The 14173-nt window shown below is 65.5% G+C and carries 13 protein-coding genes; 9 read left to right on the forward strand and 4 right to left on the reverse strand.

Annotated elements, in window-relative coordinates:
- Positions 1-42 precede the first annotated feature (42 nt).
- Both recN and CAL12_RS06215 read right to left on the reverse strand, forming a co-directional pair.
- Positions 43-1689 (reverse strand): DNA repair protein RecN, encoded by a 1647-nt coding sequence (gene recN, locus CAL12_RS06210; RefSeq protein ID WP_086063697.1) that lies wholly within the window; start codon positions 1687-1689, stop codon positions 43-45.
- A 7-nt stretch (positions 1690-1696) separates the two neighbouring features.
- Positions 1697-2596, reverse strand: a complete 900-nt coding sequence (locus tag CAL12_RS06215) for an NAD kinase (protein ID WP_086063698.1) — start codon at positions 2594-2596, stop codon at positions 1697-1699.
- Between the two features lie 117 nt (positions 2597-2713).
- Here CAL12_RS06215 and hrcA point away from each other — a divergent pair, with 117 nt between their 5' ends.
- The 6 genes from hrcA to dnaJ all read left to right on the forward strand — a co-directional run bounded on the left by hrcA (position 2714) and on the right by dnaJ (position 9170).
- Positions 2714-3718: a heat-inducible transcriptional repressor HrcA gene (gene hrcA, locus CAL12_RS06220; protein ID WP_086063699.1), complete on the forward strand. Its 1005-nt coding sequence runs from the start codon at positions 2714-2716 to the stop codon at positions 3716-3718.
- Between the two features lie 46 nt (positions 3719-3764).
- On the forward strand, positions 3765-4841 hold the full coding sequence (gene hemH, locus CAL12_RS06225; protein WP_086063700.1) for a ferrochelatase: 1077 nt from the start codon (positions 3765-3767) through the stop codon (positions 4839-4841).
- Between the two features lie 96 nt (positions 4842-4937).
- A complete protein-coding gene (gene grpE / locus CAL12_RS06230; RefSeq protein WP_086063701.1) occupies positions 4938-5492 on the forward strand; it encodes a nucleotide exchange factor GrpE in 555 nt (184 codons plus the stop codon).
- A 71-nt stretch (positions 5493-5563) separates the two neighbouring features.
- Positions 5564-5899: a thioredoxin family protein gene (locus tag CAL12_RS06235; protein ID WP_086067702.1), complete on the forward strand. Its 336-nt coding sequence runs from the start codon at positions 5564-5566 to the stop codon at positions 5897-5899.
- A gap of 98 nt (positions 5900-5997) precedes the next feature.
- A complete protein-coding gene (gene dnaK / locus CAL12_RS06240) occupies positions 5998-7923 on the forward strand; it encodes a molecular chaperone DnaK (RefSeq protein WP_086063702.1) in 1926 nt (641 codons plus the stop codon).
- A 122-nt stretch (positions 7924-8045) separates the two neighbouring features.
- Positions 8046-9170, forward strand: a complete 1125-nt coding sequence (dnaJ, locus tag CAL12_RS06245; protein ID WP_086067703.1) for a molecular chaperone DnaJ — start codon at positions 8046-8048, stop codon at positions 9168-9170.
- A 102-nt stretch (positions 9171-9272) separates the two neighbouring features.
- Here the strand turns inward: dnaJ and CAL12_RS06250 are convergent, their stop codons facing one another.
- Together CAL12_RS06250 and CAL12_RS06255 are read right to left on the reverse strand one after the other, a co-directional pair.
- Positions 9273-10253 carry a Bug family tripartite tricarboxylate transporter substrate binding protein gene (locus tag CAL12_RS06250; protein WP_086063703.1) on the reverse strand — a complete coding sequence of 327 codons (981 nt, stop codon included), beginning with the start codon at positions 10251-10253 and terminating at the stop codon, positions 9273-9275.
- Positions 10254-10438: 185 nt separating this feature from the next.
- Positions 10439-11308: a polysaccharide deacetylase family protein gene (locus CAL12_RS06255; RefSeq protein WP_086063704.1), complete on the reverse strand. Its 870-nt coding sequence runs from the start codon at positions 11306-11308 to the stop codon at positions 10439-10441.
- A 127-nt stretch (positions 11309-11435) separates the two neighbouring features.
- Between CAL12_RS06255 and CAL12_RS06260 the strand changes: the two genes are divergently transcribed.
- Genes CAL12_RS06260 through CAL12_RS06270 form a run of 3 tightly spaced genes read left to right on the forward strand, consistent with a single transcriptional unit; the run spans position 11436 to position 14140 of the window.
- Entirely contained in the window at positions 11436-12311 is an 876-nt protein-coding gene (locus CAL12_RS06260) for an IclR family transcriptional regulator (protein WP_232464720.1), read from the forward strand.
- Positions 12312-12315: 4 nt separating this feature from the next.
- A complete protein-coding gene (locus tag CAL12_RS06265; RefSeq protein ID WP_086063706.1) occupies positions 12316-13536 on the forward strand; it encodes an amidase in 1221 nt (406 codons plus the stop codon).
- Positions 13537-13594: 58 nt separating this feature from the next.
- Positions 13595-14140 (forward strand): cytochrome b, encoded by a 546-nt coding sequence (locus CAL12_RS06270; RefSeq protein WP_086063707.1) that lies wholly within the window; start codon positions 13595-13597, stop codon positions 14138-14140.
- Positions 14141-14173 lie beyond the last annotated feature (33 nt).

Here is a 14173-nt window from a genome sequence, read left to right on the forward strand (position 1 = left end):
GGCAGGCGCCCCCAGCGGCTGGCCACCGCGGTGGCCACCGGTTCAGGCGCCGAGCATTTCCCGGGCGTGCTGCCGGGTGGTGGCCGTGATCTTGATTCCGCCCAGCATGCGCGCAATTTCCTCGACGCGCGCTTCGGCATCCAGCTCGACGATGCGCGAGTGCGTGGTGCCTGCCTTTTCCGCCTTGCTGACCTGGTAATGGGCACCGCCGCGCGCGGCGACCTGGGGCAGGTGGGTCACGCACAGCACCTGGTGCCGTTGTCCGAGTTCGCCGAGCAGGCGGCCCACGACCTCGGCCACGGCGCCGCCCACCCCGCTGTCGACTTCATCGAATATCAGGGTGGGGACGCGTGCCGCCCGGCTGGCGATCACCGACAGGGCCAGCGAAATGCGCGAAAGTTCGCCGCCCGACGCGACCTTGGCCAGCGGCCGGGGCGTGGTGCCGGCGTGTCCGGCGACCAGGAATTCCACGACATCGTCCCCCTGCGCCGACGGCGCGGAGGCTTTTTCCACTGCCACTTCGAAGCGGCCTCCCTGCATCGCCAGCGTCTGCATGGCGTCGGTAATCAGCTTGCCGAGTTCCTTGGCGGTCTTGCGGCGGGCGGTCGACAGCTTGGTTGCGGCCTTGGCATAGTCGGCCTGCGCCGCTTCGGTCTGGGCGCGCAGCGCGTCCACGTCGGCGGCCGCTGCCATGTCCGCCAATTGGGCATGCAGCGATTCGCGCAGCTCGGGCAGGCCTTCGGGGTCGACCTTGAACTTGCGTCCCAGCTCGAATACCGCGGTCATCCGTTCTTCGACCTGTTGCAGGCGGGCCGGGTCCAGCTCGACGCGACTCACATAGTTGTTCAGGTCCGAGACCGCCTCCGCGATGGCGATCCGGGCGGACTCCAGTTCATCGTAGACGCCCGCCAGTTCGGGATCGTGGCGCTTGAGCTGTTCCAGCACGTGCGCCGCGGCCACCACCCGGCTGTGCGCGGATTCATCGTCGCCATCCAGCGCCTGCACGGTGCGCGAAGCCCCGTCCAGCAGCGATTGCGCATGCGACAGGCGCGTGTGCTCGGTCTGCAGCGTTTCCCATTCGCCCGGGTGAGGATCCAGCTTGTCCAGTTCGTCGGCCTGCCATTGCAGGCGTTCGCGATCGGCTTCCAGCGTCGCGCTGTCGCGTTCGGCGCCTTCCAGCTGCTTGGCCAGTTGGCGCCAGCGCTTCCAGGCCTGCGACACCGCTTGCCGCAGGTCGCCATGGCCGCCCTGGGTGTCCAGCAGGTCGCGCTGGGCATCGGGCCGCATCAGGCTTTGATGGGCGTGCTGGCCGTGGATATCCACCAGGCTGTCGCCCAGCTCGCGCAACTGCGCGACGGTGGACGGCACGCCGTTCACGAAGGCGCGGCTGCGGCCCTGCGCGTCCACCACGCGGCGCAGGACGAGTTCGTCCTCGGCGTCGATTTCGCGTTCGGCGAGCCAGGGGCGCAGATGCTCGGGCGTGTCGAATACCGCGCTGATGTCGGCGCGCGCCGCGCCTTCGCGCAGTACGGACGCGTCGGCGCGTTCGCCCAGCGTCAGCGCCAGCGCGTCGATCAGGATGGACTTGCCGGCGCCGGTTTCGCCGGAAAACACGGTAAAACCAGCACCGAAATGGATGTCGGTCTTCTCAACGATAACGAAGTCCCGGATATGCAGCGTGCGCAGCATGGCGGCGTCATTCTCCGCTGTCGGTGGCTTGCGGCATCAGGTTCCAATGCAGCTTGCGTCGCAGGGTCGTGAAGAAGCTGTAGCCTTCGGGATGCAGGAAGCGGATAGTGTGCGGCGCGCGGCGGACCACGATGCGGTCGCCGGGCTGCAGGTCCGACCAGGTCTGCATGTCGAAATGGCAGGAGGCGCCATGTTCGACGCGGCCCATGCCGGTCAGGGTCATCGCCAGTTCGCCGTTGTCCGGGATGACGATGGGCCGGTTCGACAAGGTCTGCGGCGCCACCGGCACCAGCACCATGGCCTGCAGGCCCGGATGCAGGATGGGCCCGTTGGACGACAGGGCGTAGGCCGTGGACCCCGTGGGCGTGGCGACGATCAGTCCATCCGCCCGCTGCGTGTACATGAAAATCCCGTCCAGTTCGACCCGCACTTCGATCATCCCGCCGCGGCCGGCGCGGTTGAGCACGACGTCGTTCACCGCGGATGAGGAAAACAATTGCTGGTCGCCGCGCCAGATGCCGCCTTCCAGCAGCATGCGGTCCTCGGCCTTGAAGTTGCCCTCCAGCACGCGCGACAGGGCGCTCTTGGCGTCGTGCAGGGGCACGTCGGTGATGAAGCCCAGCCTGCCGTGATTGACCCCGATCAGGGGCACGCCGTGCGGCGCCAGGACGCGCGCCGCGCCCAGCATGGTGCCGTCGCCGCCCATCACCACGGCCAGATCGGCGCGCCGGCCGATTTCGTCGATGTCCGCCACGGGGAATTCCGCCAGGCCGGTATTGTGGGACGTGTCCTTTTCAATAAGCACGGCGCGGCCTTCCTCGGTCAACATCTGGGCCAAGGCGCGCAGCGGTGCGTCCAGTCCGGTGTCCTGGTATCTGCCGATGAGGGCGACAGTCGGGAAATGCATGCTGGAGGCGGCGTCCGGTGTGGGTTTGAGCTAGGATTCAACGATTATATGGGGTCATATTTGCCTTTAAGGGACAAAATTGGCACCGTTGCAAAAAAGTTTCCATAGAATAGCGACATGGACGACCGCGCACGCGCACTGCTCAAGGCGTTGATTGAACGCTATATCGCCGACGGCCAACCGGTCGGATCGCGCACGCTTTCGAAGGTGTTCGATCTTTCCCCGGCCACCATACGGAATGTGATGGCGGATCTGGAAGAGTCCGGGCTGATCCACAGCCCGCATACTTCTTCCGGGCGGATTCCCACGCCACGCGGCTACCGGCTCTTCGTCGATTCGCTGCTGGCGGTGCGCAGCTATGACATCCAGCCCGAGCATATCCGCGAAAGCCTGCCGGCGGCCGAGCCCGCGCGGGCGGTGAATGCGGCGGCGGCCCTGCTGTCCAACCTCACGCAGTTCGCCGGCGTCGTGCTCACCCCCAAGCGCGCCCAGGTTTTCCGCCAGATCGAATTCATCCGCCTTTCCGACAAGCGCGTGCTGCTGATCATCGTCACGCCGGACGGCGACGTGCAGAACCGCATCCTGTTCGTCCAGCGCGATTACGCCGAACACGAACTGCTGGAGGCGGCCAATTTCTTCAACGTGCACTTCGCCGGCAAGTCCTTCGACGCCGTGCGCCGCACGCTGGCGACCGAGCTGGCGCAGTTGCGCGACGATATCTCGCGCCTGATGCAGGCCGCGGTCGAAGCCGGCACGGAGGCCATCGAAGACGGCGACGCCGTGGTGATTTCCGGCGAACGCAAGCTGCTGGACGTCACTGACATCGCGTCGGACATGGACCGGCTGCGCAAGATGTTCGCGCTGTTCGAAAAGAAGACCGACCTGCTGCAACTGCTGGACGTGTCCAGCCGGGCCCAGGGCGTCCAGATCTACATCGGCGGGGATTCTCAGCTGGTGCCGTTGGACGAAGTCTCGGTCATCACCGCGCCGTATGGCGTCGATGGCCAGGTCGTCGGCACGCTGGGCGTGATCGGTCCCACCCGCATGTCGTACGAGCGCGTCATCCCCATCGTGGACATCACGGCACGCCTGCTGTCCAACGCCTTGAGTCATAACCACTAAGAATTCCCGCGTCCCGCGGGGGACGTACGGGTGGCGAGGTATCCGCGTGTTCCTGCGTGCGTTCAAATATCTGTGGCCGGAGCGTTTCCTGCCGGAACCCGAACAAGCCGATCCCTTCGAAGAGCGCATGGTGCCCCCACTGGGCAAGACCGGCGTGCTGCTGATCAACCTGGGCACGCCGCAGGCCGCGACGGCTCCGGAAATCCGCCGCTACCTGGGCGAATTCCTGGCCGATCCCCGCGTCATCGAGATCCCCCGCTATCTGTGGTGGCCCATCCTGCATGGGCTGGTGCTCACCCTGAGGCCCCGGAAACTGGTACCCCGCTATCGAGGCATCTGGATGGACGGCGGTTCGCCGCTCATGGTCTACAGCCGCCGGCAGGCCGAAGGCTTGAGCCGCCTGCTCGCGCAGCGCGGCATGCAGGTGGAAGTCGCGCTGGGCATGCGCTACGGCAGTCCGTCGGTGGCCGATGCCATGGATGAGCTGCGCCGCCGCGGTTGCGAACGTATCCTGGTCGTACCCATGTATCCGCAATACGCGGCCAGCACGACGGCGACGGTCGTGGACGCGGTGGGCCGCCATGCGGCGCGCTTGCGCGACCAGCCGGAACTGCGCTTCATCAAGCGCTTCCATGATGACCCTGGATACGTGCAGGCCATCGTCGGCAAGATCGAGCGTTACTGGGCCGAGCATGGCCGGCCGCAGAAGCTGGTGATGAGCTTCCACGGACTGCCGCGCTACTCGGTGGAGCTCGGCGATCCCTACTATCAGGATTGCCTGCGTACCGGCCGCCTGCTGCGCGAACGCCTGGGCCTGATGCCCGAGCAGGCGCTGGTCACTTTCCAGAGCCGCTTCGGCTCGGCCCGCTGGCTCGAGCCCTACACAGCGCCCACTGTCATGGCTCTCGCGCGGGACGGCGTCACCGAGGTCGACGTGGTCTGTCCCGGTTTTTTGGCCGACTGCCTGGAAACCCTGGAAGAGGTCCAGGTCGAGTGCCGCGACGCCTTCATCGAGGCCGGCGGCAAGCGCCTGCGTTATATCCCGGCGCTCAACGACGACGAGACCTGGATCGCCGCGCTGTCGGAATTGGTGCAACGCCACCTGCAGGGTTGGCCGGCCTGAGGCCAACGCACCGCGGGTTTTAACCCCCCTTGAAATGGGGGCATTGGCCCCCACACTGCTCTCCAACGTTATTCGTTACCCAGGAGGATCCATCCCATGACGGCACAGAACGAGCCTGCCGAGAAAAGGCCCGACATCGACGCAGCGAGTGGCGCGGGCGCGGCCGACGGCCAGCAAGACCTGCTGGCGACGCTGCGCGCCGAATTGGAAGCCGCGCAAGCCAAGGCGGCCGAACATTACGATCAACTGCTGCGCACCCGCGCCGACGCGGAAAACATCCGCCGCCGCGCGCAGGACGATGTCGCCAAGGCGCACAAGTTCGGCATCGAGTCGTTTGCCGAAAGCCTGGTGCCCGTGAAGGACAGCCTGGAAGCCGCCCTGGCCCAGCAGGACCAGACCGTGCAGTTCCTGCGCGAAGGCGTCGAAGCCACCCTGAAGCAACTGGCCTCCGCCTTCGAACGGAACAAGCTGTTGGAAATCGCGCCCGCGGCGGGCGAAAAATTCGATCCGCACCAGCACCAGGCCATTTCCTCGGTCCCCTCCGACCAGCCCGCCAACACTGTCGTGCAGACCCTGCAGAAGGGCTATCTGATCGTCGACCGTGTCCTGCGTCCGGCGCTGGTCGTGGTGTCCGCGGGCCAGCAGGACTGACGGAGCGTCCCGTGGCCTCGCCCCAGTCGCCCCAGGCTTTCGACCCTTCCCAGGTGTTCGAGCTGTTCGGCATGCGTCCCGTCGCCAGCGATGGCTTCGATCGCGACGTCGTGCAGGCGCCGGGCGACGACCTGCGGTGTGTCTTCCTGTGGGGCACCGATTGCTACAACTGCAATCTCTTCAAGCAGACCGCCCTGCTGCACAAGGACGCGCTGTTGGCGCTCGGGCTGAGCTGGTTCGAGGCGGACGTCTACGCGGACGTCGCCTTGGGCCGGCGCTTCTCCCTGCATGGCGTCCCCACTTTTGTGATGTACCGCGCGGGCAAGCGGCTGGGCCGGATTACCGGCTGGCCGGGCCTGCCGCAGTTCACCGAGGCCGTGCGGCGGCTGCAGTCGGAAAAGAGCTGAAGAAAGCGCTTGAAAACCCTGACGCCAGCCCCACTTATTCGCTAAGCGGTTTTTTACCAATTCAACCTTAAATTCGACCTAATCCAAGGTAAACCATCATGAGCAAGATCATCGGCATCGACCTGGGCACCACCAACAGCTGCGTGGCTGTGATGGACGGTGGCCAGGTCCGCATCATCGAAAACGCCGAAGGCGCCCGCACGACGCCTTCCATCATCGCGTACATGGACGATGGTGAAATCCTGGTCGGCGCCCCCGCCAAGCGCCAGGCCGTCACCAATCCCAAGAACACCCTGTATGCCGTCAAGCGCCTGATCGGCCGCAAGTTCGAAGAAAAAGAAGTGCAGAAGGACATCAACCTGATGCCCTACAAGATCGCCAAGGCGGACAACGGCGACGCCTGGGTCGAAGCCCAGGGCAAGAAGCTGGCGCCCCCGCAGGTGTCGGCCGAAGTGCTGCGCAAAATGAAGAAGACCGCCGAGGACTACCTGGGCGAGGAAGTGACCGAAGCCGTCATCACGGTGCCGGCGTACTTCAACGACAGCCAGCGCCAGGCGACCAAGGACGCCGGCCGCATCGCGGGCCTGGAAGTCAAGCGCATCATCAACGAGCCCACCGCGGCGGCGTTGGCCTTTGGCCTGGACAAGGCGGAAAAGGGCGACCGCAAGATCGCGGTGTATGACCTGGGCGGTGGCACCTTCGATATTTCCATCATCGAAATCGCCGACGTCGACGGTGAAAAGCAGTTCGAAGTGCTGTCCACCAACGGTGACACTTTCCTGGGCGGCGAGGACTTCGACCAGCGCATCATCGACTACATCATCGGCGAGTTCAAGAAAGAGCAGGGCGTCGACCTGTCCAAGGACGTGCTGGCGCTGCAACGCTTGAAGGAAGCCGCCGAAAAGGCCAAGATCGAGCTGTCGTCCAGCCAGCAGACCGAAATCAACCTGCCGTACATCACGGCGGATGCTTCCGGTCCCAAGCACCTGAACCTGAAGATCACGCGTGCCAAGCTGGAAGCGCTGGTGGAGGAACTGATCGAGCGCACCATCGAGCCGTGCCGCATCGCCATCAAGGACGCCGGCGTCAAGGTTTCGGAAATCCATGACGTGATCCTGGTCGGCGGTATGACCCGCATGCCCAAGGTGCAGGACAAGGTCAAGGAATTCTTCGGCCGCGAGCCGCGCAAGGACGTGAACCCGGATGAAGCCGTGGCCGCTGGCGCCGCGATCCAGGGCTCCGTGCTGTCGGGCGACCGCAAGGACGTGCTGCTGCTGGACGTCACGCCGCTGTCCCTGGGTATCGAAACCCTGGGTGGCGTCATGACCAAGATGATCCAGAAGAACACGACCATCCCGACGCGCTTCTCGCAGACGTTCTCGACGGCCGACGACAATCAGCCGGCGGTGACCATCAAGGTCTTCCAGGGCGAGCGCGAAATCGCTGCGGGCAACAAGGCGCTGGGCGAGTTCAATCTGGAAGGCATCCCGCCGTCGCCGCGCGGCGTGCCGCAGATCGAGGTGACCTTCGACATCGACGCAAACGGCATCCTGCACGTGTCCGCCAAGGACAAGGGCACGGGCAAGGAAAACAAGATCACCATCAAGGCGAACTCGGGTCTGTCGGAAGACGAGATCCAGCGCATGGTGAAGGACGCCGAAGCGAACGCCGACGAGGATCACCGCATCGCCGAGCTGGCGCAGACGCGCAACCAGGCGGACGCCCTGGTGCACGCCACGCGCAAGTCGTTGACCGAGTATGGCGATAAGCTGGATGCCGCCGAAAAGGAAGGCATCGAGGCCGCGATCAAGGACCTGGAAGCCACCCTGAAGGATGGCGACAAGGCCGCGATCGATGCCAAGGTGCAGGCGCTGTCTACCGCGTCGCAGAAGCTGGGCGAAAAGATGTACGCCGACATGCAGGCCCAACAGGCCGCGCAGCAGCAGACCGCGGCGGACAACGCCAAGCCGGCGGACGACAATGTGGTCGATGCCGACTTCAAGGAAGTCAAGCGCGACCAGTGATGAACCACCGCGTATAGTGATGGTATGAACGCCCGGGGCCGGAAGTTTTCCTGCCCCGGGCGCGGTCGTATGAAAGCAGGGGTTTGATCGGCGCCCTCGAAGAAGAAAGCCTTTGGAAGATCATGGCAAAACGTGACTATTACGAGATCCTGGGTGTTGCCAAGAACGCCTTGGACGACGACATCAAGAAGGCCTATCGCAAGCTGGCGATGAAATACCATCCGGACCGCAATCCGGATAACAAAGAGGCCGAGGAAAAGTTCAAAGAGGCCAAGGAAGCCTACGAGGTCCTGACCGACGAACAGAAACGCGCCGCCTATGACCGCTACGGGCATGCCGGCGTCGATCCCAATGCCGCGGGCGGCATGGGGGCCGGCATGGGCGGCGGTTTCGCCGATGCGTTCGGCGATATCTTCGGCGAGATTTTCGGTGGCGCCGCGCGGCGCGGCGGCGGCCCCCAGGTGTATCGCGGCGCGGACCTGAAGTACGCGCTCGAAATCACCCTGGAGCAGGCCGCCAACGGTTTCGATACCGAAATCCGCGTGCCCAGCTGGGAAAACTGCGAAGTCTGCCACGGCAGTGGCGCCAAGCCTGGTACCACGCCCAAGACCTGCCGCACTTGCGGCGGCTCCGGGGCGGTGCGCATGCAGCAGGGCTTTTTCAGCGTGCAGCAGACCTGCCCGACCTGCCATGGCAGCGGCAAGGAAATCACCGATCCCTGCACGAACTGCGATGGCGTCGGACGCATCCGCAAGAACAAGACGCTGCAGGTGAAGATTCCCGCCGGCATCGACGATGGCATGCGGATCCGCTCGGCCGGCAACGGCGAGCCTGGCCTGAATGGCGGCCCGCCGGGGGATCTGTATGTGGAAATCCACATCAAGCAGCACAAGATCTTCCAGCGCGACGGCGACGATCTGCATTGCGAGCTGACCATCCCGTTCACTACCGCGGCACTGGGTGGCGAACTGCAGGTGCCGACGCTGGGCGGCAAGGCGGAGATCACCATTCCCGAAGGCACGCAGTCGGGCAAGACCTTCCGCCTGCGCGGCAAAGGCATACGCGGCGTGCGCGGCAGCTATCCGGGCGACCTGTATTGCCACGTGGTGGTGGAAACGCCGGTGCGCTTGAGTGAAGAGCAGAAGGGCATCCTGCGTCAGTTCGAAGCCTCGCTGAATGACGGTGGCGACCGCCATTCGCCGCAAAGCAAGTCCTGGACGGACCGGGTGAAGGAGTTCTTCAGCTGATCCGGCCGTGCGGCGCTTCGGCCGCACATGAAATGATCAAGCCCGGATTCCAGGAGGAATCCGGGCTTTTTTCAACGGGAAGGGATGCCGCGCGGCGATGCGTCAGTCCACCTTCGCGCCGACTTCCTTCACGACCTTGCCGTACTTGGGAATGTCGGCGTTGATCTGCGCCTGCATCTGTTCCGGCGTCACGGCCACCGGTTCGGCGCCCAGCGTGGCATAGACGGTCTTGACCTCGTCGCTGTTGGCCGCTTCATTGAAGGCGGCATTCAACTTCTTGACGATGGCGGGCGGCAGATTGGCAGGTCCCAGGACGCCGTTGTACAGCACCACTTCCGCCGCCGGTACGCCGGCTTCGGCGATCGTCGGCACATCGGGCGCGGCTGCGATGCGCTTGGGCGTGCTGACGGCCAGCGCACGCAGCTTGCCTGCCTTCACCTGCGAAATGGCGGGCGGCATGCTGCTCCATGCGTAGGCCACGTCGCCCGACAGCAGGGCCTGGATGATGGGAGCGCTGCCCTTGTAGGGAATGTGCACCGCCTGCACGTTGGCCGCGCGGTCCATCATTTCGCTGGCCAGGTGGATGATGGTGCCGTTGCCGGACGAGCCATATGCGTAGCTGCCCGGCTTGGATGCCAGCAGGGCGACCAGTTCCTTGACCGTCTTGGCCGGCGAGTCTTCCTTGACCACCAGCATCAGCGGCGAGCTGGAAACCAGCGAGATCGGCGTGAAGCTCTTGACCGTATCGAACGGCAGCTTGGGATACAGGCTGGCGTTGATGGCGTGCGTGGTCGTGTCCTGCAGCAGCAGCGTGTAGCCGTCGGGCGCCGAGCGCGCCACCGTATCGGCGGCGATGGTGGTGCCGGCGCCGGGGCGGTTTTCCACGACGATGTTCTGCTTCAGGATCGAACTGGCCTTGGATGCGACCGTGCGCGCGATGACGTCCGAGATGCCGCCAGGCGGGAAGCCCACCAGCAAGCGGATCGGCCGATTGGGATAGTCGTCGGCCTGGGCCATGGCCCCGGTGCTGGCCGACAAAGCGAATAGGCAGGCAAAGGCGCCGAGTAGACTGCGGGTACGCATAAAAGCTCCGAACTGATTTGAATAACTGGGGCGGTAACGCGGCGCGCCTGGCGCGCCGCGCAATGAATCTGGACGCTTGCGTCCTTTGTTTTCCCCCACCGCCCTGATCCCCTGATTTTTTCGGCGCGGTGCAGGCCTGGCAGGCCTGCACCGCTGTCCGGGTACCGCTGGTAATGCCGGTGTCGTCAGGCCTGTTGCGCCTGATACCACTCCAGGATCTGCGCGCCGGTCATGAACTTGACGTGGTCGTGGCCGGCGACGTAGGCCAGTGCTTCTTCGAAGTACTTGATCCGGTGCGGCACGCCGCTCAGGAAGGGATGTACGGCGATGCCCATGACCCGCACGTGGTCCCCGCCTTCCTGGTAGAGGCGGTCGAAGGTGTCCTTGACGCGGATCAGCAGTTCGTCCGACGAATGATGCTGGACCGCCACGACGGGTATGTCATTGAGTTCCAGGGCGTACGGCATGGCGACCATGTCGCCCGTGGCCGTGCGCACCTTGCAGGGCTGGTCGTCGAGGCACCAGTCGCCGATATAGCGGATACCGGCCTCGTGCAGGTAGTCGACCGTTTCCAGGGTCTGCGTCAGCCCCGGTCCGAGCCAGCCGACCGGTTTCTTGCCGGTGAACTGTTCGATCGTTTCGACGGTGCGCTTGATCATGTCGCGCTGGTCCTCGACCTGATGCGTCGGCATCTGGATGAAGCCGTGGCCCATGAACTCCCAGCCGGATTTGTGCGCCTCTTCGGCGACGCGGGGGTAGTTCAGGCAGACGCTGCCGTTGATGGACAGCGTGGGCACGATGCCCAGGCGGTCCAGCGCGGCCTTCAAACGCCAGAAACCGACGCGCATGCCGTATTCATGCCATGCCCAGTTTGCGATGTCGGGCAGGGTGGTCACGCCGGTCGGCGGGGGCAGCACCTGGCGCGGCATGTAGCGTTCGATCTGCCAGTCTTCCACATTGACGATGGGCCAGACGATGACGCGCGCGCCGTCGGGTGGCGTCAGCTTCTTGCGATCGATGATCGCGGAATAATCGATACGTTGCTTGGGTAGCATTGATAGTCCATATAATGGATGTTTGACCCGGGCCTTCCGCCTCTGTATTGTTCGGGCCAATGTATTTAGCAGGGCTTGGGCTGTCAATGCAGTGCAATAAATTATCCATATATTGGAATTCTCGGTCGTGGTAAACCCTGACGCCTTGCCGCGCCCGGACGTCGGCGACCGGATGGGCGAGGATCCTGGCGCGGATCCAGGCGCGGCCCTGGACGCCGCGCGCACGGCCTTGCCGGCGGAAGGGGCGCCGGCGGGCACCCAGGCCATCCGGCGCGTCGTGAATGTGCTGAAGGTCCTGGCCCAACACCAGGAGGGTGGGCTGCGCTTCGTCGACGTCGCGCGCCTGTGCGGGCTGGAAGCGCCCACGGCGCATCGCATGCTGAAGGCGCTGGTGGCCGAAGGCATGGTGTCCAGGGACGTCCGGGCGCGGCGCTACCGCCTGGGCACGCTGGTCTTCGAGCTGGGGCTGGTAGCCGCGCCGCAGTTCAACCTGCGCGAACTGTGCGCCGCGTCGCTGCAGCGCCTGGCCGAAGCGACCGGGGATACGGCCTTCCTGTTCATCCGCCGTGGCAACGACGCCGTATGCATCAGCCGCATGCAGGGCCATTACCCCATCCAGACGCCGGTGGTCACGGTAGGCAGCCGGCAGCCTTTGGGCGTGAACGCCGGCGGGCTGGCGATCCTGCTGGCGCTCGCGCCAGCCGAAGTCGACCGCGTGGTCGAGGCCATACGGCCCCGCATCGGCGCATACGGGGAACTGGACGAACGGGATCTGAAGGACGCGATCACCGCCGGCCGGACCCAGGGCTATGCGTCCATCGGCGAAAAGGCGGTGCCGGGCGTCACCGCCATCGGCCTGGCCGTCCGCAATCCCTTTGGGGCGCCGGTGGCGGCGCTGGCGATCGCGGCGATTTCCAGCCGCATGACGCCGGCGCGCCAGGCCGCGCTCTACCCCTTGCTGCGCAATGAAGTGAACGTAATCGGAACTCTTCTGTATCGGTGACCCAATGACACAAGCGAATATCGCGTCGGCCCCGGCCGGCGGCAAGCCGGCCGACTCGACCGCGGCCAACCCCAGCGGCGCCTTCGCGCCGGAAGGCCGTTTCGAACTGCCCGGCGCGGCAGCCGGTCCTCTGGCCCGGTTGCGCGTCGGCGTCAAGGACATGATCGACATCCAGGGCCGGATCACCGGGGCCGGCAACCCGGATTGGCGGGCCACGCATGGGGCGGCGCCGGAACACGCGCCGGTGGTGCGCCAACTCCTGGATGCTGGCGCCGACGTCATCGGCAAGACACTGACCGACGAACTCGCCTACAGCCTGAATGGCGAGAATTTCCACTATGGGACGCCGGTGAATCCGGTCACCCCCGAACGGATTCCTGGCGGTTCTTCATGCGGTTCGGCCGTGGCCGCGGCCAGCGGTTTGTGCGACATCGGCCTCGGCACGGATACGGCGGGTTCGATCCGATTGCCCGCGACGTTCTGCGGCGCCTGGGGGTTCCGGCCCACGCACGGCGCGGTGTCCAGCGCCGGCGTCGTTCCGCTGGCGCCCAGCTACGACGTGGTGGGATGGATCACCCGCGACGCGGCAACGTTGGCGCGGACAGGGCGGACGCTGCTGCCCGGCGGCGCACCGGGCCAGCCGCCGGAGGGTCGCCTGTTGATCGCCGACGACGCCTGGGCGCTGGCGTCGGATGAAGTGCGCCAGGGCCTGGCCGCGCCGCTGGAAAAGGCGCGAGCGCGGTTCGGCAAGGTCGAACACCTGACGCTGGCTACCGAAGGCCTGCTGGCATGGCAGCAGATCTTCCGCGTCATCCAGGGCCGCGAAGTCTGGGCCGCGCATGGCGCATGGATCAGCCGCCATGCGCCCAGCTTCGGCCCGGATATCGCCGAACGTTTCAAATGGGCATCCACCATCGCCGCCGATGAAGCCGACGCCGCCGCGATCCAGCGCCAACGCATCGCCGCCCAGCTGGACGAGTTGCTGCAGGACGCGGTCCTTTGCATTCCCACGGTTTCCTTCGTTGCGCCCATCAAGGGATCGACCACCGCGGCCGAGGATCGCACCCGCGCCCTGTGCCTGCTTTGCATCGCCAGCCTGGCCGGATTGCCGCAGTTGACCATGCCCGCCATGGCGGGGAACCAGTGCGCGGTCGGGCTGTCACTGATCACGGCTCGCGGCCGCGACCAGGCCTTGCTGGACAGCGCCGCCCGCTGGGTGCTGTAAGGTAGGGAGCATCTGGCGACACCCGGCCGCCCGCACCACTCACATACAGGAGTCCCCGATGTCCGCCACCCCTTCCGCTACTTCCCTTGCGCCGGTCCGCTATAGCCGCCCGGCCATCATCCTGCATTGGCTGGTCTTCCTGCTGGTCGCGGTGGCCTTGTTCGCGATCGAAATCCGTGGCCCGCGCGGCAGCGATTCGCGGGCTTTCTGGACGGGCATCCATATGTGGGCCGGCGTGTCGGTGCTCTGTGTGACGGCGGTGCGGCTGGTCTGGCGCCTGGTGCACGGCGTGCCGGCGGCCGAGCAGGGCGGTGGCCTGCTGACCGTCACCGCGCGTGCGGTGCATTGGCTGTTCTATATCGTGCTGCTGGCGCAGCCGCTGCTGGGCATCCTGATGATCAACTTCGGCGGCAATCCGGTCAGGCTGATGGGAACCGGTATCGCCATCACCATCGTCGGCGCCAACAGCGACGCGCGCGGCGTCGTGCACGACATTCACGTTTTCATGGGCAATGCGTTGTTCTACCTGATTGCCCTGCATGCGCTGGCCGCCTTGTGGCACCAGTACGTGCGCAAGGATGGAACGTTGCGCAAGATGCTTTGAAGGCGCATCGCGCGGCTGCTCGCCGCGCTGGTT

It is taken from the genome of Bordetella genomosp. 8 (assembly GCF_002119685.1).
Lineage (GTDB): Bacteria > Pseudomonadota > Gammaproteobacteria > Burkholderiales > Burkholderiaceae_B > Bordetella_C.